Annotated in this window: 19 protein-coding genes; 14 read left to right on the top strand and 5 right to left on the bottom strand. The window is 44.6% G+C overall.

Annotated elements, in window-relative coordinates:
• The first annotated feature begins 64 nt into the window (after nucleotides 1–64).
• From FE296_RS29320 to FE296_RS29305, 4 genes are read left to right on the top strand one after another with little or no spacing between them, the layout of a single operon-like run.
• Nucleotides 65–1,474 carry a spore germination protein gene (locus FE296_RS29320; RefSeq protein ID WP_150367327.1) on the top strand — a complete coding sequence of 470 codons (1,410 nt, stop codon included), beginning with the start codon at nucleotides 65–67 and terminating at the stop codon, nucleotides 1,472–1,474.
• Between the two features lie 41 nt (nucleotides 1,475–1,515).
• Nucleotides 1,516–2,631 carry a GerAB/ArcD/ProY family transporter gene (locus tag FE296_RS29315; RefSeq protein ID WP_167483557.1) on the top strand — a complete coding sequence of 372 codons (1,116 nt, stop codon included), beginning with the start codon at nucleotides 1,516–1,518 and terminating at the stop codon, nucleotides 2,629–2,631.
• Nucleotides 2,632–2,649: 18 nt separating this feature from the next.
• Complete coding sequence (locus FE296_RS29310) at nucleotides 2,650–3,825, top strand: Ger(x)C family spore germination protein (protein WP_190945630.1); 1,176 nt, start codon at nucleotides 2,650–2,652, stop codon at nucleotides 3,823–3,825.
• Nucleotides 3,809–4,087, top strand: a complete 279-nt coding sequence (locus FE296_RS29305; RefSeq protein ID WP_150367325.1) for a hypothetical protein — start codon at nucleotides 3,809–3,811, stop codon at nucleotides 4,085–4,087. Before FE296_RS29310 ends, FE296_RS29305 begins: the two co-directional genes overlap by 17 nt.
• A gap of 88 nt (nucleotides 4,088–4,175) precedes the next feature.
• Here FE296_RS29305 and FE296_RS29300 read toward each other — a convergent pair whose 3' ends face one another.
• The gene (locus tag FE296_RS29300; RefSeq protein WP_150367324.1) at nucleotides 4,176–5,450 is read right to left on the bottom strand and encodes a stalk domain-containing protein; all 1,275 of its coding nucleotides are present in this window, start codon (nucleotides 5,448–5,450) and stop codon (nucleotides 4,176–4,178) included.
• A gap of 182 nt (nucleotides 5,451–5,632) precedes the next feature.
• On the opposite strand from FE296_RS29300, the gene FE296_RS29295 reads away from it, so the two are divergent.
• Nucleotides 5,633–6,001, top strand: a complete 369-nt coding sequence (locus tag FE296_RS29295; protein ID WP_124114600.1) for a hypothetical protein — start codon at nucleotides 5,633–5,635, stop codon at nucleotides 5,999–6,001.
• 18 nt (nucleotides 6,002–6,019) lie between these two features.
• Nucleotides 6,020–7,252, top strand: a complete 1,233-nt coding sequence (locus tag FE296_RS29290) for a sialidase family protein (RefSeq protein ID WP_150367323.1) — start codon at nucleotides 6,020–6,022, stop codon at nucleotides 7,250–7,252.
• An 86-nt stretch (nucleotides 7,253–7,338) separates the two neighbouring features.
• Here FE296_RS29290 and FE296_RS29285 read toward each other — a convergent pair whose 3' ends face one another.
• Complete coding sequence (locus FE296_RS29285) at nucleotides 7,339–7,764, bottom strand: hypothetical protein (RefSeq protein ID WP_091016453.1); 426 nt, start codon at nucleotides 7,762–7,764, stop codon at nucleotides 7,339–7,341.
• 42 nt (nucleotides 7,765–7,806) lie between these two features.
• Entirely contained in the window at nucleotides 7,807–9,042 is a 1,236-nt protein-coding gene (locus FE296_RS29280) for a GAF domain-containing hybrid sensor histidine kinase/response regulator (protein ID WP_150367322.1), read from the bottom strand.
• A 162-nt stretch (nucleotides 9,043–9,204) separates the two neighbouring features.
• On the opposite strand from FE296_RS29280, the gene FE296_RS29275 reads away from it, so the two are divergent.
• From FE296_RS29275 to FE296_RS29255, 5 genes are all read left to right on the top strand, one after another.
• Complete coding sequence (locus FE296_RS29275) at nucleotides 9,205–9,513, top strand: hypothetical protein (protein WP_124114604.1); 309 nt, start codon at nucleotides 9,205–9,207, stop codon at nucleotides 9,511–9,513.
• Between the two features lie 154 nt (nucleotides 9,514–9,667).
• The gene (locus FE296_RS29270; protein ID WP_124114605.1) at nucleotides 9,668–10,273 is read left to right on the top strand and encodes an esterase/lipase family protein; all 606 of its coding nucleotides are present in this window, start codon (nucleotides 9,668–9,670) and stop codon (nucleotides 10,271–10,273) included.
• A gap of 205 nt (nucleotides 10,274–10,478) precedes the next feature.
• Nucleotides 10,479–11,477 (top strand): helix-turn-helix transcriptional regulator, encoded by a 999-nt coding sequence (locus FE296_RS29265; protein ID WP_150367320.1) that lies wholly within the window; start codon nucleotides 10,479–10,481, stop codon nucleotides 11,475–11,477.
• A gap of 129 nt (nucleotides 11,478–11,606) precedes the next feature.
• Entirely contained in the window at nucleotides 11,607–12,401 is a 795-nt protein-coding gene (locus tag FE296_RS29260; RefSeq protein WP_150367319.1) for an SDR family NAD(P)-dependent oxidoreductase, read from the top strand.
• Nucleotides 12,402–12,588: 187 nt separating this feature from the next.
• The gene (locus tag FE296_RS29255; RefSeq protein ID WP_150367318.1) at nucleotides 12,589–15,408 is read left to right on the top strand and encodes a glycoside hydrolase family 2 TIM barrel-domain containing protein; all 2,820 of its coding nucleotides are present in this window, start codon (nucleotides 12,589–12,591) and stop codon (nucleotides 15,406–15,408) included.
• 104 nt (nucleotides 15,409–15,512) lie between these two features.
• On the opposite strand, the gene FE296_RS29250 is transcribed toward FE296_RS29255, so the two are convergent.
• A complete protein-coding gene (locus tag FE296_RS29250; protein WP_150367317.1) occupies nucleotides 15,513–16,886 on the bottom strand; it encodes a sugar phosphate nucleotidyltransferase in 1,374 nt (457 codons plus the stop codon).
• 17 nt (nucleotides 16,887–16,903) lie between these two features.
• Nucleotides 16,904–17,713 (bottom strand): DUF6492 family protein, encoded by an 810-nt coding sequence (locus tag FE296_RS29245; protein WP_150367316.1) that lies wholly within the window; start codon nucleotides 17,711–17,713, stop codon nucleotides 16,904–16,906.
• Nucleotides 17,714–17,918: 205 nt separating this feature from the next.
• Between FE296_RS29245 and FE296_RS29240 the strand changes: the two genes are divergently transcribed.
• From FE296_RS29240 to FE296_RS29230, 3 genes are all read left to right on the top strand, one after another.
• Entirely contained in the window at nucleotides 17,919–18,683 is a 765-nt protein-coding gene (locus tag FE296_RS29240; RefSeq protein ID WP_223869087.1) for a YheC/YheD family protein, read from the top strand.
• A gap of 197 nt (nucleotides 18,684–18,880) precedes the next feature.
• Nucleotides 18,881–19,621 carry a LytR/AlgR family response regulator transcription factor gene (locus FE296_RS29235; protein WP_124114611.1) on the top strand — a complete coding sequence of 247 codons (741 nt, stop codon included), beginning with the start codon at nucleotides 18,881–18,883 and terminating at the stop codon, nucleotides 19,619–19,621.
• Nucleotide 19,622: 1 nt separating this feature from the next.
• A complete protein-coding gene (locus tag FE296_RS29230; RefSeq protein WP_150367314.1) occupies nucleotides 19,623–20,921 on the top strand; it encodes an ATP-binding protein in 1,299 nt (432 codons plus the stop codon).
• Nucleotides 20,922–21,025 lie beyond the last annotated feature (104 nt).

The raw sequence follows: 21,025 nt of genomic DNA, 5'->3' as shown, positions 1-21,025 counted from the left end.
ATAAGTAAAGGATACCTTTAACTGAGAATATCTGGACGGAGCGTTTACGGAAAGGGGAGGCGACATGGACACATCAGCGATAACACAACAGGACCTGCCATTAACCGGATATCTTGCTGTTGATCAAGAAATGTTAAGCTCCGTTTTTGCAGGTTGCTCGGATGTTGTGTTTCATACATTCCAAACCGCGTGTCTTACTTCAGCGCTATGCGTATATTGTGTTGGTGTATGCGATACGGAGCGGCTGGAACGACAGGTACTAACGCCCATTCAGGAAATGGGGATCGAAGCTGCGCAAGTTCCCCTAGCTTCTGTTAAGCATGTTGAAACGGCCACTCAAGCAGTACAGGCCATATTAGAGGGGGAAGCTCTGTTACTGCTGGACGGTTCAATAGGCGGAACTACATACCCTCTATACCAAGCTGCAAATCGTTCAACGGAGGAACCGTTAGCTGAATCGACCGTGCGTGGTGCACGGGATGGGTTCACAGAATCGTTGACCATGAATATGTCATTGCTGCGCAAACGTCTCAAGACACCTGCATTGAAGATTCATACACGTAACATGGGAGATCGTACAAACACCAGCATTTCACTTGTATACATGGAGGGGATTATTGACCCCAAACTTGTTAAGGAAGTGGAGACACGACTTGCCGATTTAAAGCTCCAAGACGTACTGGAGAGTCAATACATTGAAGAAGGCATTATCGATGAGCGATATTCACCATTTCCACAGATGATTGCGACGGAGCGTCCGGATGTCGTTGTTTCCAACTTGCTGGAAGGTCGGTTTGCTATTCTCGTTGACGGAACTCCGTTTACCCTTATCGCGCCAGTGACCATTTTTTCGATGTTACAATCTCCCGAAGATTATTATCAAAATGTGTTCATGAGTGTTTTTGTACGCTGGCTGCGATACATTTTTTTTGTTTTATCCATGCTGCTTCCATCGGCTTATGTAGCGATTACTACGTTTCATCAGGAGATGATTCCTACCGTATTACTTCTCAGTATTGCTCGGGCGAGAGAAGAGATCCCTTTTCCTGCATTGGTGGAAGCGCTCATTATGGAAATCGCCTTTGAAGCATTGCGTGAGGCTGGCGTCCGATTGCCGAAGCAGGTCGGATCAGCGGTCAGTATCGTGGGAGCCTTAATTATTGGGCAAGCGGCGACGAGTGCCGGAATTGTCTCAGCCCCCATGATTATCATTGTCGCGATTACCGGTATCGCTTCTTTCATGATACCCCGCTATGCTGCTAGCATCGCGACTCGTCTACTACGTTTTCCCATGATGTTTCTTGCTGGAACGCTGGGACTCACGGGTGTCATGTTGGGAGTCATCTTGGTTGTCATTCATCTAAGCAGTCTTCGTTCATTTGGAACACCTTATCTCTCACCGGTAGCACCTACGATGGCTAAGGAACTTAAGGATGTATGGTGGCGTCCATCCCCAAGGAACAAACCACACTAGAACAATCTACATTTCGAGCAAACAAGGGAGCGGGCTTACATATGTTGACTGACAAAGGGAAAATATCGGTGACTCAATTGGCATTTATGGTCTTTCCCGCCATTCTCGCGACGGCTATCTTATCTGTGCCTGGAATTACAATGCACTATGCAGGACATGACATGTGGATGACTCCAATTATAGGTTCTATCGTTGGATTGGCTGCTATTGGTATTTCCGTTGGACTTGATCGTCTGTACCCTGGAAAAACGCTCATTCAATCCAGTGTATTGATTATTGGTCGGATTCCGGGCAAGTTATTCGGCCTGATATATATCGCTTTTCTGCCCCACCTGACCGGCTTGATTATTCGGGAATACGGTGAATTCATTGTCAATAATGCACTTCCGCGTACACCTTTGTTTGTTGTGATGGGTACGATGGTTGTTGTATGTGCGATTAATGTCAGACTCGGGATCGAAGTTGTCGGACGAACCTCTCAGGTGTTTGTTACCCTGCTGATCGTGCTACTGGCTTTGATCTTTATATTATTGATTGGTGAACTGAATCCTGCCGAGCTGTTTCCTTTTATGGAGAAGGGTCCAATTCCCATTATTACGGGGGCTGCTGCACCTGCTGCATGGTTTAGTGAATATATCGTGTTGGCTTTTCTGCTACCTTATGTGAATGAAAAAAAACGAATAACCCGGGTCATGCTGGGTTCCCTTGTGTTTACAACAACTGCAATGACAGTTACCAATCTGTTTTGCCTGTTTTTAATTGGTGATTTGACGGATACATTTGTATTTCCGGTCATGATCGCAGCAAGATACATAACCATTGCGGACTTTCTGCAACATATCGAATCCCTTATTATTGCTATCTGGATTTTCGGTATTTTCGTTAAGATTTCCGTTTTTCTATATATCTTTGCTACATCAACCGCGGAATGGTTTGGTTTGCGAGACTACAAACCTGTGGTTGGTCCACTTTCGTTCCTTTGCATAGTATTTGCTTACTGGGTTGTGTCCGGTGGATCCGGTATTTCCAGTTTGGTTAGCGCTTCAGCTAACTTGTATACAATCAGCATCTTATTAATCCTTCCGGCTATGATCTACGGTGTCGCCTGGCTGAAGAAAGGGTGGACACATTTTCGGAAGAATCGAGCGAACACCTGATTGATGGGGGAGGAGCACTTGCGATTATATAGAGTACTACTAATGCCAATATTGTGTTGTGTGCTTTTAAGTGGATGCTGGGATCGCATCGAGATTAACGATTTGGCTATCGTGCTGGCTACAGGGATAGATTATGAAGATGGCAAAGTACAATTGACTTCACAGATTTTCATTCCGCGAAAGGCGAGTGCAGGAGATAGCAGTGGGAGTGGAGGTAGTCCAAGCGGGGTTACAATGATTCGAACAGCGGAAGGACGTACAATTGCCGAGGCATTGAATCGGTTACAACGTAAAGTTCCCCGGAATATGTTCTGGGGCCACTGCGAAGTCATAATCATTAGTGAGCAAGCCGGTAAACGCGGTATCCGCGAGTACATCGATTTTTTCCTGCGTTACCCTCAGTTCAGGGAGCATGCATATGTCTTTTCCAGCGATAAGGCTGCGAAAGATATCCTTGCGTTACTTGATCCACTGGAGCGAAGTTCTGCTGAATCGTTGCGTGAGATGGCCAATCTGAAGTTAGGTACACGTGTTACTGCGCTTGAACTGGCTAAATCTATTGAAGGTCCGAGCAGTTCCGCCATTTTGTCTCGCATGTTAATCTTACCCCCGGAGCCCGATCAGGATAAACTGACGACTACGCCATATGTGAAAGGTCTGAGCTTGTATAAGAAGGATCGCTATGTCAAGACGGTCAAAGAACCGCTAAGCGTAGGTGCATTACTACTTGCAAAAGAACTGAACAGCATTATCATGCCTGTTGAGTTTGAGCCGTTAGAGGGTTCTTTCTCGATAAGACTCATTGAAAATAAAACTTCCTTGAAACCGCGAATTGTAAACAAACAGTGGAGTATGAAGGTCGACATCCAAACCAGGGGAGAAGTGGTGTTAAATACGACGGATGCCAATCTGACTGATCCCGCTGTATTAACTAAACTGGAAAAGGAATGGTCGGCTAAGCTCACATCTTTGGCTCATGATGCTTTAGACATGTCCCAGAAAGAGCTGCGCTCCGATTTCTTCAAATTCGCAGTTGAATTCCGCAGATATTATCCGAATCATTGGAAAGCGCAGGAGAAGAACTGGGAAACCATCTATCCTGATATGGTCGTGGAAGTCAAAGTAGATGCACATGTAGTACGTACCGGAAAATCAACAGGACCACAGGGGATACCTAATGAGGACGAAAGTTGAACAGAACGGCTCCGGTTACAAGCCTGAGAAGAGAGGTGTTTGCATGAAACTAGGCTCAATCCTTGGAATATTGATGCTGGCGACGGCGATAGTGTATGGAGAGTGGAAGAGCAGCAAAGAAAAGCGAGCCAGAATATTGAGCGCGGGATTTACTGCTGTGGCGGCAGTAATTGGGATCATTCTTCTCTTTCAGCCCCGTTTTCCTGGTCCTACCCAGTTTGTGAAGCTTATATTTGGAAGTGTGGATCAATTTATAAAGTAAGATGATGGGAAAAAGAAGGACCACGTCTCTGAGTACCAGAGTGTGGTCCTTCTTTTACTGTAAGTGAGCTGCATCCACTTAAAGAGGTCTATTCCTTGATCACAGAAGCGTTCACGGCATCTTCCATCTTTGTATTATAGGAACGGAACAGACCCAGACGCCAGAACGCGGCTCCTTTGAGGTCATAACGTTTGGCAAGACCGAGCTTATCATCTACAGAGGAGGGCGTTTCACTGCTTAGACTGATACCGAGCAGAAGCTTGCTCTTCGGGACACCGGCTTGTATGGCTAATTGAATCGCCTGATCTACAAGACTATTTGGCTCAGGTACCTGAGATTTGGTGCCAACCGGATTATACTGATAGGCCATAATAATAAGATCATCTGCAATAGAGGCAAGTGTTTTGTAATCATAACCTTTATAAGCGCTATTTAGCGGGGGTACCGCTAGTGATAAAGCTGTGTCCTGGGGCAAGGAACTCTTTAGTTGTTTCACGTAAGCATTGAGCAGCTTCTGTTGTTCTACTGCATCCAGTTTAAAGCCCAGTCCTTCAAAATCCAGAACAACACCACCAAAACCATGCTCTGTGACAGCAGCAGTTATGCCTTCAATTGATTTCTGCCGCAGGCTGCTGTCGCTCAGAACTTTGGTCAGTTCGCCGTTTCCGTCCAATGCATACACCATGAGCTGTGGTTGGATCTGCTGATCTGCTGCGTCAGCAACGATGGACTGCGGCGTAATATCACCCGCAGCAGCAGGGAGACGGTACTCATCCCCTTGGAGCGTAAACTGACCTTCACGATCAATGCGGCTCCAGCCAAATGCTACAGAATTCATGGAAGAAATAAGGTCCTTTTCTTGAAAGGATTGCAATGCATAGAAGGCTCTCAGGTGCATCTCGCGTTGTGGGGAGACGAGGGAGACCGTCTTGGTTGCCTGATTCCAGCTTACTTGTACACCGAATTGGTTACTGAATGAACTTAATGGAATAAAGACTCGTCCTTCCCGCTGAACTGGTGGCGCAGGAAGTTTTACGTTCTTTCCGTTTACGGTTGCTGTAGTGCTGCCTACCGTTAATACTACCTCGGTGGTTTGACCTTTTACAGCATTCGTTGCTTTTACAGTCTGCGTTTTGCTGTTCCACGTTATATCGATACCCAGAGCCTCTCCAACCGTCCGAAACGGAACATAAGTGACACCCTTATCCATGCGTGGAGCTGCATCAAACGTTAAGGGGACATCGTCCAGTTGAACGGTAATGGCCGGAGCAGCATAGGCTCCACCGATATTTGGGGTGTTTCCAAGGACAGAGAGAGTAATCACTGTAACCGCAGCAATTTTTCCTACACGCTTAATGAACATCGTCTGTTTCCTCCAACTTGGTACATAATAGTAGATTCATGCTTTAAAAGTAATCTAGTAATCTAGCATATGTAAGCATAACAAAATTTTCATATCGTTCCAATATAAGAGTCGAAGTTTAGTCATATTGGCGGCAAGAATCGTAATATACTTTACTATATATTGCGGAAGGAGTGTGCTTTTTGCCAAACTCTACGGGTTTTATATACAATCCGACCACCGGTGCAACTCAGTCCACGCAGCTCATCGTGACTTGCATTAACGATTCTCTTAATGCTCCTGTTAATATTGAGCTTGAGGTTTTCAGGTGGGATACTACTCAAACTGCACGTATTGCGATTGGTCATGATCTGTTTGAATTACTGCCCCAAGCGACAAGAACCTTGATCTATCCACTAATCAACGCCGCTTTTTTCGAGGTGCAAAGTGATTATTTTAGCGCTACAAGCACTATCATCCATGTATATGGTGTTGATTCTACAGGGCAGATTATCCAGCGTGTGCTTCAATCGGAGATGACATTGATTGACCGATTCACAAATATCCCTTAAAGGAAGAGAGGTGAGCAGATGGCAGTTGTGAATATTACTGGAGCATTAGCAGGCAGCCAATTTGAACCTTCAATTGCAGTTAATACGTTGAACCCGAATATTATGTGCGTAGTAGCTGTGGATACCAGTACCGGACCAACATTGACTGGATTCTATCGTTCCATTGATGGAGGGAGTACCTGGTCTACTACTCTACTTCCTCAACCGGCAGGGTATGCAGGAGCAGAGGCACCAACGATAGACTATACGTTTCCGAATACCTTCATCGTTACCGTTCACTTGTTTAACGGGATCAATGACGGGACGATAGCAAGTTATACCTCATTCGATGATGGAGCAACTTGGCAGCCACCGGTAATCGTACAAGCGGGTTTTGGGACCATTGTTCATAATGATGAGCCTTTTATTGCCGTAGATCGTTCCCCAGGCAGTCCGTATAGAGGGAATGCATACGTCGGATATACCCCGCTTGCTACAACGTCCTCCGCTATATTTACTCAAAGGTCAACCAACCAGGGAATCACATGGGAACCTCCAGATCGACAATCGAATCCTCGAGGCATACATGATCGGGCAGCGCTGGCAGTCGGTTTCTCTGGTGAAGTCTACGCAGGTTACATCATTACGGGGCCTGCCAGTCCTTCTGCACTATTGCGCATATCCTACGATGGGGGAATCGCATATCAGCCACCGATTGAAAGGCAAGCAACGTTCATCTCATCGGTTGTACCAGCACCTTCACCTTTACCAGTACCAAATTACGCCTTTCGAGTGCAGACTAACTTAAGTCTGGGAGCAGATATTTCCGTTGGACCTAACAGTGGAACTGTGTATGCCGTATGGAATGATGCACGAGCTGGATATACCGATGTATTACTAAGTGAATCTCCGGATGGCCTCCTGTGGTCAGATCCGATCAGTATAACCAGTGCACCACCGGGTACACAGAATTTTTTTCCGTCGATAACCGTATCACCCTTTGCCGGAACGATCCGGGTTATTTATTACAGCAACCGAATTGACGGGTTCCTTCTGGACGTTTTTGTGGCAGAATCGTTCGATGGCGGGGCGAGCTTCACCAACCGTCGAATTACAACCACATCGTTCAACCCTAACGGTAACTCACCGATGCCAACGGTACTGATTGGGGACTACATCACTGCTGCGACGTATGCTCCAGATAATTTAGCAGCCGTCTGGATGGCTACAACACCGCCTACCGGCAAACTAGATATTTATTTTGGAAACTAATTTATTTTTAAATAAAACGCCCCCATACCAATTAGCCCATGTTGATACAGGCTAAGAGTATGGGGGAACAGGTGGACTTAGTCATTCTAATCCGAAACGATAAATCCGTCGAAACTTTCTGGGCCCACCCTCACCGTTCCGAGCAGGTTAGTACTGATAAAAGCAGTGTACGTTATTTGTGGCTGGATCGGTGGATTATAGTCGTTGGCAGAGAAAACAATAACTTCGGGGTTAAGGAGACCGCTTAGACCATACGTGAAGTTAGCAGAGTACACAATCGGATCCGTAGCAACGGTGCCTCTAACAATGGTAATTCTAACTTGAAAGAGTGCAAGAGGTAGTCGCACCGTAATGGTTCCTTTTAATGAAACTCGTGGATTGGCTCCGGCTCCAGCCGTTTGCAGACCAATCTGTGCAAATAGTTGAGGCGTATTAATCACTGGAATCGGTATAGAAATGGAATTAAACAACGCAGCATTTTGCGAAGATCTTGCATCCAGAAATTGTGTCAACGTATATACCTCCTATCTGTTTCAGATAGAATAATATATTCCTCATTCAGAGATTTGCATGGACGTTGGTGACGCGCTGGAAATATTAAAGGCAAACCGACTGCCCAAGTGACTTGTTTCTTTAAGCCATACAATCCCACCCATCAATTCAGCGAGTTGTTTACAGATGGATAGGCCTAGCCCCGCTCCACCATACTTTCCGGAGTTGCCGTGAATTTGCGAATAGGATTTGAACAATAGATCTTGGCGATCCTGGGGGATGCCGATGCCCGTATCTATTATCTCATAAGATGCATGGAGTGTACCTTCTGGATCAGCAGATATCTGCGTAGAGATGCATATTTCACCTTGCTCCGTGAATTTCAACGCATTGCCAACAAGATTGATTAGGATCTGACGGACTTTTTGCTGATCGCCTATAAGCATCAAATGATCATTTATATCGTATTCTGCATATAATCGGACACCTTTTTTCTGTGCTTCAGATGAGAATAACTGGAGTACATGGTCGACGGTTTTAATGACACTGTAGGGGTTAATCTCCAGAGAGATCGCTCCCGCTTCTGCTTTGGAATAGTCGAGAATTTGATCCATCATGGATAGCAGACTGGTTCCACTAGACTCTATGACATTAACATATAACTGTTGATCTTCATTCAGCTTGGTAGATTGCAATAGATTTGCCATTGCAAGAACACCATTCATCGGGGTACGGATTTCGTGGCTAAGGACGGCTAAGAGATTTTTCTTCTCTTCCAGCACTTTTGCAGCGGTTTCTTCCGCCTGTTTTAACTGTTGCAGAGTTGTTTCCATCTCAAGAAGACTCGTGAAAAATGAAGACAAGGAGAGAAGCAGATCCACGTCCTTTTGTTGATAGGAATAGAAATCCTGATCAAATGAGCAAAGGGAGCCGTAGATTTCTCCGTTCTCATTATGTATAGGCACACCGACAAATGAGCATCCGCCTACGAATTCGGTTGCGTCCATATGTCTGGTTAATGGATGGGTTAGATTATTATTGATTACCAATGGACCTTGGGTATGTTCAGTCACAAGTGCACAATATGACTCGGCGTTTTCAACGACAAGTCCCTCACCCAAAATTAGTTTGTCACGATTATATACGTTCAGAACTTTGGTGGATAAGTGATCCAACTGGGCGATACAAAACGTATTTGCAGGAATTAACCTGCTTGCCGTGTCCATAACATTAGCAGCCGAATCATATAATTTATGTGAGACTATAGATAGTACATCAATGAATTCTGTTTTCAACATATTGATTTGACTCCTCCTGATTGTAGAAATTCGTTGTGCACTGTATTAAGTATATATGAATTCGAAGAATAGAGCATGTATGGTTTTGACAGTGGAAGATGGAAATGAGAAAATATAATGCTGTAGAACATGAAAAATATATTAAGTGGTGGAGGCATTTCAATGAATCAGCGTTTTCGAATTACCCGGTCCGTACAAGATAGCAATGCGGAACAATCCATCTCCCTGGAAGAATGCAAACTCTACTTCGAGTCCAAGCCCGAATTCACCTATTCACCGGTTCTTAACATTGTAGGAACTGAGAGCACCATGACCATCGAGGGGGACTTTTTTATGTGGGACCTTGAGGGTGCACAGATTGCTTTTCGTTTGTACATGGGGGATCTGTATGTAGCTATTTCTAACGAAGCTATTGTACCCAAAATGATTGAGATTGCAACGGATCTACGTGCAGACATCGTTGAAGGATAAGAAGTAGAGAACTAGGGTTTGATAAAAATGTAATCATGTTAGTTGTAGTATACTTTAGACATTCCTGTAAAAATGAGACTAAAGATTCATTTATATTCCATATGTTAAATTGTAATATATGGAATATAAAACATTTTGCAGGAGAGTGAATGAAGTGAAAAAGACCAAATTAATACTTGTTGCATTCATGAGTATGATCCTTGCCTTATCAATAACTGGAATAGGATCGAGTTCAAAGGCTTCTGCCGCTACGGCACGTACACCCATTGTATTGGTACATGGATTGACTGGTTCAGATAGCAATTTTACAGCAATTGAGAGTTATTTGCGTAGCCAAGGGTGGACAAGAGACGAATTATTCGCGATTGACCTTCCTAGCAAACAAGGAAACCAGCTGTTGAACTCCGCAGCAATTAGTCGATTCGTAGATGATGTTCTGCGCGAAACGGGTCATACAAAAGTCAATATTATAGCTCATAGCATGGGTGGAGCGAATAGTCTTTATTACATACTTAACCGTGGAGGCGCTTCCAAAGTGGATAAGTTGATTACTCTTGGCGGGGCTAATCGATTGACCACAACGACAGCTCCGAGTGGAATAAAGGTGACTTCGATCTATTCCACCAGTGACACGATTGTGTCCCCGGTACTTTCCCGGTTGAACGGGGCGAACAACGTTTCGGTTTCCCTCGTATCCCATATCGGTCTGCTGTTTAACTCACGGGTGAATGCCCTGATCAAAACTGCGTTGAATGAGTAGCTAACATTGTAAAAATGGCAAACAAATGTGCATTTTTTCATAATATACTGAATGATTGACTTGAACACGACTGGCCATTTATGGGCAGTCGTGTTTTCGTATTACCCGGAAATGGCTCGCTGAGGTAAGATTCAAAAATAGGTACATTCATTCTATAATTAGAAATCAGAATGAAAAATGGAACAAGCTAAAGGAGTCTGGATGCATGCAATCTCAACCGAATGATCGAATTAAAGTTCACCCAGGCTTTTGGGCCGGATTACATCAAATAGGGATTGGTGCAGAAGACATCGCTCGCACAGCACAACTATCTCTTGAGACAATAAATAAACCTGTAGTGACTCAATCTCAGTACTATGCAATCTGGCAGGCTTACTCTGATCTCAATAGGGACACCGCTGAGGGCATCATCAAACTTGCAACCGGATATGAAATATCGAAGTATCCTCCGCCTGTGCTGGCGATGTACCATGCTCGTGATTATCGTGATGCGTTGAATCGAATGGTCCGTTACAAGCAGATGTGTCCTCCCGAGAGTTTGCAGATTACCGAAGCAGGGGAGGAGTGTATTATTGAACTCGAATGGTTACATAAGGAGCTACCAGGTCCGCCATTACTGGTCGGTATTACACTGGCATTTTTGCTTGAACTTGGACGGAGGGGTACAGGCCAGCCTTTGATGGCCAAAAGGGTCGAGTTCACCCAACCGATGGGCAACGTATATACCCTTGAAGCTTACTTCGGCTGTCGAGTCGATACGAATTCTAACCATAATCGGCTGACGCTGGAGCGAAAAGATCTGAATCTTCCATTTCTCTCGTATAACGAGGAGTTACTGGAGATCCTGACCCCGGCTCTGGATCGGTCGCTGGACGAACAGAAGAACAGTCGTTCCGTTACTGAAGTGGTCAAATGGATCTTGAAACGTAACCTCACAGGAAAGCGCCCTGACATCCAGATGGTCGCCAAAGAGCTTTGTATTAGTGATCGTACCTTGCAACGGCGACTGACGGAAGAGAACACAAACTTCAAGCAATTATTAAACGAAGCCAGACGTGAGCAGGCCCGGGAGTACCTGGCAGATCCTTCGCTCGATATCAAAGAGGTCGCATTCCTGGTTGGATATGAAGACCAGAATTCGTTCTATCGTGCGTTCCGGACCTGGGAAGGAGATACACCTTCGAATTGGCGTGTCAGGCAATAACTCTGGCGCAAGGTGCTAGTTACCAGTCCCTTCAGACCTCGTAATATTATACCTATCCGGTTCATGAAGCTGTTGGCAATATTCAAGAAGCCGCTGCCGGATAGTTGTAATCAAGAAGGAGAATGCAGGATGGATATGGGACTAAAAGAGAAAACAGCCTTAATTACAGGATCAACAAAAGGAATCGGTAAAGCGATTGCCATGGAACTTGCCCGAGAAGGTGTTCATGTGCTGATTAATGGACGCAATGATGAAGAGGTGGAACGAACAGTTCGTGAAATCAAGACCAATTTTCCAGACACCTCTCCGCAAAAGGCCACAGCTGATCTTGTGGATCTGGAGCAAAGACAAGCTTTATTCGAGAAATTTCCCGAAGTTGATATATTAATCAATAGCATGGGCATATATGAAATCATGAGTTATGAAGACGTGAACGATGAAGTGTGGGAAAAATATTTCCGTATTAATGTGTTGGCTGCAAATGGCTTGTCTCAATTTTATTTACCTAAAATGATGAAGAACAATGACGGTCGTATTATTTTCATCGCAAGTGAAGAAGCCCTTATGCCATCTGGCCAGATGCCCCAGTATTGCATGACCAAGTCGATGTTGCTGTCATTATCCAAAAGTTTGTCCAAACTGACAGCAGGGACTGAAGTTACGATCAATACGATCCTGCCAGGCCCGACACTGTCCGAAAACGTACAAAAAATCATTGAGGGCATATATCCTAATGAGGCACTGACTTTTGAGGAAAAAGAGAAAGACTTTATGAAGAGTAATCTGCCACAGTCCGAATTACAGCGATTCATCAAGCCAAGTGAAATAGGCAGACTTGCTGCATTTGTATGCAGCCCATATGCTTCAGCCTTCAGAGGCTCTCCCATCCGGATGGACGGGGGCATGGTTCCCACCATATTTTAAAATTGTTCAGGATACAGGATATGTATCCATAAGGTGTCGCCAGTATTGGCGACTTTTTTATTTGTAAATGATCTATGCGAGGGGGGCTATCAAGTTTATAATACAGGTATGATTTACCGAAAACGGTTTCTGTTATTTGGAAGCGATTACTTTTATTGATTATATGAATCTAAAAGGGGACACTATCATGATAGCTGCAATAAATCTGGAAGGCATATGGAAACTCCAACTCGATGAGCATAAGGTGGAACGTGGTCTGAATTTCTCAGACGTTATTACTTTACCCAATACTACATCTCATGCGGCCAAGGGCAAGAAAAACGAGAATGTGTTAATCGGTGCGCTGACGGATGAGTACTTATTTGAGGGTTATGCCTGGTTTTCACGAGAGATTGAAATTCCCGAACACTTGGCTGGCAAATGTTGCTTCTTGCATCTGGAACGAACACGAGTAACCACAGTTTGGATCGATGGGGTGGAATGCGGAACACAAAACAGTCTGAGCACACCTCACCGTTACGAGATTGAGGCAGGGCTAACCGCTGGGACTCATACAATTACCATTCGAGTGGACAATACCAATTATCCAACCAAAGGTGGTCACCTTACATCCGAAGACACGCAGACGAATTGGAACGGCATCACCGGGAAATTGGAACTTCAATTTTTCGAGCGTGTTTTCCTGGATAATGTTCAGGTCTACCCCGATCTTGCGACTCGATCTTTCGAGATCAAGGCAGCACTTGTTGGTGCCCCGCAAGAAGTACGAATCGTGGTTTCGGCTGTTGCAGTCAGTGCTGATCCGGTGTATACGACTGAGGAACAGATTTTCGCCCCGGATTCGCAGGAAATCCAGCTGACGTACAAGATTGGCGAAGATGCGATGTTATGGAGTGATGATGAACCTAACCTGTACCAACTTCATATTCATCTGCAAGATCAGGACGGCGAAGTGCTGGATTCCACCGAAGTATGGACGGGATTACGGGAATTCCGGGCTGCTGGAGACAAATTCACCATTAATGGTCGCAAAACGTTTCTTCGAGGCAAACATGACGGGCTGATCTTTCCGCTCACGGGATACGCGCCAACAGATGTGGATGAATGGGTTCGTATTCTCGCTATCTCCAAGTCCTACGGTATTAATCACTACCGTTTCCATACCTGTTGTCCTCCGGAGGCTGCTTTTATTGCAGCGGATCTGCTCGGCATCTACATGGAGCCAGAGCTTCCGTTCTGGGGAACCATTACGGATGAATCTTCGGATGGGCATAATCAAGCCGAGCAGGATTACTTGATTAGCGAAGGATTTGCGATGCTGCGTGCTTTTGGTAATCATCCTTCGTTTGTCATGATGTCCATGGGGAATGAACTATGGGGAAGCAAGGACAGATTGAATTCGATCCTGAAGGCATACAAAGCATATGATCATCGTCATCTATACACCGAAGGTTCGAATAACTTTCAGTTTGTGCCGGACATTCTGGAGGAAAGTGAATTCTTCTGCGGGGTTCGTTTCTCCAAAGAGCGCCTGTTCAGAGGTTCATATGCGATGTGTGATGCTCCGCTCGGTCACGTGCAGACCGACCTGCCAAATACATTGAAAGATTACGATTCAAACATTGTACCTGAGCAAGGCAGCGATGCTGACCCTTCTGGTCAGACTGGGGACAAAGAGATTCAGATTCAGTATGGGACAGGTTCCAAAACAGTGCATGCCGAAGCTGGAAGTGACCAACTTGTCTCACACGTACCAATCATCTCGCATGAAATTGGACAGTACGCCACGTTTCCTAATTTCGAGGAGATCAACAAGTATACGGGTTCTCTCAAAGCCAAGAATTTCGAAGTGTTTCGAGAGCGTCTGAATGCCAAAGGGCTGGGACATCTGGCGGAAGCCTACTTCAGAGCCTCTGGTAAACTCGCGGTCGCATGTTACAAGGAAGAACTGGAAGCTGCTTTTCGTTCGCAGCAACTAGCCGGGTTCCAGCTGCTGGATCTTCAGGATTTCAGTGGTCAGGGAACAGCGCTGGTGGGTGTACTGGACGCATTTATGGATTCCAAGGGCATGATTACACCGGAGGAGTGGAGAACGTTTTGTTCCGACGCTGTGCTGCTCGCGAGATTCCCCAAATATAATTATCAAGCGGGTGAATTGTTCGAAGCACGCATTGAACTAAGTTACTTCCGGAGACAAGCATTGGATGGACTTCAATTGAAGTGGGAAATTCAAAGCGAGCAGATCGAAGGAAGCGTCCTATTGGAAGGGAAAACAGACCTGCCAGCGACCCATGGAGAACATTATGTGAATGTCGCGGATCTCAGCATTCGTATTCCTGAAGTCTCCAATATGACCAAAGTGGAGCTTAGACTGTCCATTCCGGGCACGGATATCCGTAAGTCTTACGACCTGTGGATCTACCCGAGTCAGGAGGAAGTGGACCTGAGCGGTTTGAATCTATTTACCGAACTCTCGGAACAGGCGTTGGCGCTGCTTGAGCAGGGCGAGGATATTTTACTTTTCCCGAATCCCAATCAGCTTCAACACGCGATTCAAGGTTTCTATAGCACCGATTTCTGGTCTTACCCTATGTTCCGATCCATCTCGGAGAATATGAAAAGAGAAGTTCCTGTGGGCACAATGGGCTTGTTAATTCAACAGGATCATCCGGCCTTCGAACATTTTGTCACAGAGGAGCACTCAACTTATCCGTGGTGGAGCATCGTGTCCGAGTCGTCATCGATCATCTTGGATGAGTTGGATAAAGACTTGAATCCGATCGTGCAGACCATTGACAATTTTGAGCGAAACCACAAGCTCGGCCTGTTGATGGAGTGTCGGGTCCGGAAGGGGAGAGTGCTGATGGGAGCGCTGAATCTGGAGCGTCTGATGACTACATTGGAGGGCAGACAGTTGTTATACAGCTTCCAGCGTTATGTACAAAGTTCCGCTTACCAGCCAGTTGCACGTCTGGAAGTAGAGGAACTTCGCAAGTTGTTTATCTAAGATAGGGAGAAGAAGTGTCAGGTTTCCCATAATTATGCCAATGAGCCCCTTCCGCGAATGGAAGGGGCTATAAGACATGCAGATTGAATCGGTTCATTCTCCCATTAAGCGCTAGATGAACCTGCACTTTTTAGGATTACATTCCAATCTTCTTCTTCAAAAAGTATGTTGTCTTTATCTTCTGTTACTCCGATCCGGACCTCAAGGATCACCATCCTGGTTTCAGCCAGAATAGAAAAGAGACTCTCCTTGGTAATCGCGAACTGAGTGCCCATACTCAATTGCATGACCTTTCCGTTGACAAGCACTTGCCCACTGCCTGCAAGCACGGTCCATGCTCTACACCCAGTTCTATGCCAGTTCAACCCGATATGTTTGCCCGGTAGAACCGTTATGTTTAATGTGGTTACAGTTGTATTCTCATCTTCTAACGAACTCTCAATGACACGATAACTTCCCCAGGTTGCTTCTCCATACATCGGTTTTAATGGCAAGTTACCCAATTGCGCTTTAATTTCATTTGAATTATTTTTGTTGGCAATGAGAATGCCATCCGGACTTGCGGCAGCGATAATACCTGGCACGCCAATGACTTGGATGGGGTAGGGAAGCTCGTTAATAATATAGGAATCGGAGGAAGAACCCGAGATTCCACCGTGTCCGATTACATGGGTATCTAACTGTGCGCACAGCGTATCCCAGCTTCCGATATCCTGCCATACTCCCTTATAAGGCAGGACTACGGCCCGCTGCGCCTTTTCTGCAACATGCTTGTCAAAACTGCGTTCAGGCAAGGCTTCATACAGGGACGACAATTGATCATAATGAACCGGAAGCCCCATTTTTTTAATATGGGATATCATAAACGCGACGGTGAATGCATACACACCGCAGTTCCATAGTGCCCCACGTTGTAGCAGAGTTTCAGCAATGGTGGCTTCGGGTTTTTCTATAAATTGTGTTATGGGCGCATAAGCTTTACGTTCTTCTCCACCGGACAGGATGTATCCATACTGTTCTGAAGCATGTGTAGGCCTTGTCCCAATTAAAGCGATATCGGCTTGAGAATGTTTCAATATGTCCGGCAGTAATTGGAAGTTGCTGAAAAAATCTTCACCTGCAAACACATCAGCTGGCGCGATACAGATCACATCGTCATCCTTGGCCATCCGGAAGGATTGCAGATATAACGTCGCTAAGGCTGCCGCAGTAAAAGTGCCTCGTTTATAAGGTTCCCCAATGACTGGTATTTTGCCTTGAGTATGTCGTGCCGTAATATTAGCCTGATCCTGATGTGAAATAATGAGTGTTGAATCCGTTAGGGATGAACTGTCAAGCTGGCGGCATACTCTGCTGATCATGGATTCCCTACCTCCAGCGGGTGATGGAAGTATATCGATGAACAGCTTGGAGCGAAGCTCATTGGATAAAGGCCAGAGCCTTTTGCCAGAGCCGCCGCACAGCAGTACGATATGCATGGGCTTCCTCCTTAAGCTCAGGGAGCTTTACTATAGATTTTCCGTTTATGAAAGGAAAGAGAACGATATTTAAGAGCCAGATTGCGGATTTGTTGCTCTTTTAACGAAGAAGCGTTCACATTCAGACTTTTATTCTTGGAACTTCTAAGGATCATGCTGCCTGGGTTTTTCGTATACATAAAATTGGCATACGTTTCATACTCGGAGAAACCAAACTGTTTCTTCTTATTGATATTGGAGATGATCGCTTTGTACCATGGCAGCTTATGAACCGCTTCAATTTTCTGTTTTAAGGCAGCGATTTTCGATTTGTCGAACAGCATATAATGGGTGACAAAAGAGCGGGGACGCGGAGCTTTCATGCCTAACAACTTGCGGTAGGTATTGAAATATTCCGGTTGGCTCCAGTCACGGCAGTAAAAGACTGTTTTTCCTTCTACAAGAAATGAATGAGGTTTAATCAGTACGGTATCTGCATCCATGACTAGAAAGTACTTTGCCTTCACAATGGAATCTCCGTTCATTTTGAGCAGCTGCTGATATAACCAGCCTGACCGATTCCATCGGGAGGACTGGTAGTGTATGTCGTTTTTGGTTATAGGCAGGACGGATCGCTCATTAACAAAAATACAGTTTTTAAGGGAACAAAGTTTTCTGATTTTGGTGCTGACCGGAGAAACAATATATATGCTTCCAATGGGATGTTTTACATAACGGCGAATGTTATCGATGACGAGGGGAAGGGTAGCCAAATCTTTCTCGATCGCTGGTATAAGAACATCAATCTTAGGTGCATTATTCAACCGGATTCCAGGCTGTACGGACATCTTCTCAACTCCTTGCACAAATCGTGATGAATCATTATATGGTATGTGTGCAAAAGTGTTTTGGTCAGGGCATGTGCAAATATACATTTTTATGAATAGGGGCTTTTGTTGAGGGCTCCTTTATCGATATTACATATAATGCATGCAGGATCTTGATGATCAAACAGCGGGCTATGATGCGGTTGCTGAAGGGAGAGTGTACGACATGGGAGTTGATAAATTGCAGCCGTTAAGAAGCAAGTGGTTAAAAACAAAATTGATCATTAATAATGAATTAATTAAACCGTTTATCCCCGACACACAGAAATATAACAAAACGAATCTGAAATCCATGATCAGCAAATATGGAATGGTCTATGTCAAACCCGAGAGAGGTACTTTCGGGATGGGTGTTATTAAGGCCGAGATGGAAAGTCATCAACATTTTGTCTATCAGATAGAGCAAAAACGTCTGACGTTTGACAGCTTTGAATCGTTTTATAGCAGTCTGACTCGCTTGGTGAATAAAAGAAGTTATCTGATTCAGAGAGGAATCCATCTTCTTAAGCACAATAACAGACGTTTTGACATCCGAGTCATGATACAGCTAAGCCCGACCAAACATTGGGAAGCTACCGGAATTATCGGACGACTGGGTCATCCAAAGAAAATCGTAACCAATTATCATAGTGGTGGTACACCGATGGATATTCACAAGCTGCTACAATCACATGCATCCACAAAACGCAGGAATGAACTGGTTCAGGAGATGAATGAGCTTAGCCTGCGCATAGCTCGTCATATGAAAAAAAAGTACCCGTATTTAAAGCAAATCGGTGTGGATATCGGCCTTGACCACAGTCTGAAACCCTGGATTATTGAGGTGAATGTCAAACCTGACCCATATATATTCAATCAATTAAAGGACAAGACGATGTATCGCAAGGTCATACGATATTACCGCCATGCTGTGCCCAAAAAAACAGAATAACAGACCGGACTTTTCATGAAAATGGCTGGAAAAGGTTCAAGCTCAAGAGTCGTCAATGTGGCGACTTTTTTTGTTGATCTGCGTTTTAGGGTCGGAATAATGCATTTCATCCCAGTTCGACTCCGAAACCTATGCTAAAATAGTATATTCGAGAGTGAAATTCAGAGTCGATGTCGATGAAAGGCGGATGTTCCCCCATGTTCAATATTGCAATCTGTGATGATGAGGAGCAGCAACGAGAACGTGTGAAAACGATGCTGGTCTCCTTATCTCTAAAAACCAATTTTGATTTTCAAATTAGCCTATTCACATCTGGTGAACAACTGCTCTCGCACTACAGAGAGGTTGGGGATACATTTCATATTCTCATCTTGGATGTGGAGATGGGCGGAATGAACGGGATTCAGACCGCTAAAGAGATCAGGAACATGAAGTTTCTGGATGTACAGATTATGTTTCTGACCAGTTACCCGGAATATATGGTGGAGAGCTTTGATGTCATCACCTTTCAATATCTGATCAAGCCAATCCAGGCGCAAGTTTTCGAGGAAAAGATGATTAAGCTGTGTCAATATTTTCAGGCATTGGACAAAAAGTATGTATTAATCAAATCAGACTATGATGAACTGTTGCTGAAATATGATGATATTCTCTGGATTGAGGTCGTCAAAAGTTTAACAATCAAGAACAAGCTGAATTTTGTGACACAGGAAAATGTACATGAGACCAAAGGCATTTTATCCAGCTACGCTACTGGTTTGAAAGACCATGGTTTCTTGCAGATTCATCGCTCGATTATTATCAACCTGATGCATGTTCAGAAGTTTTCCGGTACCCAAGTCGTCATGTTAAATGGAATGGAACTGCCCATAGGCCGATCCAAAGTCAAAGAAGTCAAAGATGCCTACACCAAATATATGATCATGAGGATTCAATGATATGGATACCTATATGATCTTTTCCATCATCTTTGTAACCTTACTTATGGCATTTCAGGCGAATTTTTATTTTGATTCTGTGCTGGGCAAGTCCAAGCGGAAGCCACAGAGAGCGCTATATTTCGTAGTATTTGTTATGCTGGGTTATTTTTATTTGGCATCTTCCTTCTCCGATTTTGTTTCGACTGCTGTTGCTCTGCTATTAATCTTCAGTCTGGCGCAATCCTATAAAGTGGAGTTCAAAATCAAGCTTGTTTTTACCATCCTGTATGCAGTCCTGATTACTATGGCGAATACGATAGCTGTATATATTCTCGGAGTTTTGGAATCCGCGGATTACAGTTCAATGGATCAGTTTAACGGAGAAGAGCACTGGATTCTCTCCAAGGTAATGCTGCTTGGTTGCAGTATCATGTTCATTGTCATTCAAGTTGTCCGTCTAGTCGCCAAACGTAGAAGTTTTGCGGTGCATTATCGTTATTATTTGCTGTTTCTTATCGTACCCATTATTACAATCTATCAGATCAATGTGGCCTCCATATATAGTGAAAAAAACATATTCTACGTCTTTTCTGTACTAGGCTCTCTTTTTCTCAATGTGTTCATTGTTTATGTATTCGATAATATGGTGGAAAAGGTACAGCTCGCGCATGAAAATGCCGACTTGCAACGTCAGATGGATTACCAGGATGCCAACTATGAGAAGACCGTTCACAGTTTCAAAAACATTAAATCCATCATCCATGATATCAATCAGCAATTTCTGTATATTGATGAATGTATCCAACGTAACGAACTGGCGGCAGCAGGTGACCATATCAAGTCTACGTTAAATACGATTGAAGGTGCATACCAGCGGGTGAACTCCGGCAATCTGGTCATTGATGCTCTCGTTACGAATACCCTGGCTATGGGGCAGGCAAACGGAATCAAAATCGACACAAAAATCCAGCTTCACTCGCAACATATCCAGATCGATCGATATGATCTGTGTGTGGTGCTTGGTAACATGCTTGATAACGCAATTGAAGCCTCCAAGAAGGTCAGACAGGCGGAGGATCGATATATCCTCATTGCCATTCATTCCACGGCATCTGCTCTCGTTATCCAGATTATGAATCATGTGGAGCAACCGATCGTTGACTTGAAAAGTGACAAGCCCAATCCGGAGTACCATGGGATCGGTCTAACCAATATATCGAGAATGTGTGAGAAATATGGTGGCCATATGAGTATTGAGCATCAGCATCGAAAGTTTAACAACATGGTTGTGCTTCCGTTTCACACGGACAATCCCTGAACATACCGTTCGGGGATTGTTTTTTTCCATTCAGGGTCCGTTTGCGTTCGATCAGCCTCTTACCGGATATGATGAATTCATTCATAAGAACATTTGAGGGAGGA

It is taken from the genome of Paenibacillus sp. UASWS1643 (assembly GCF_008693195.1).
Taxonomy (GTDB): Bacteria; Bacillota; Bacilli; order Paenibacillales; family Paenibacillaceae; genus Paenibacillus; species Paenibacillus amylolyticus_B.
This window is presented reverse-complemented; position numbering and strand designations above follow the sequence as displayed.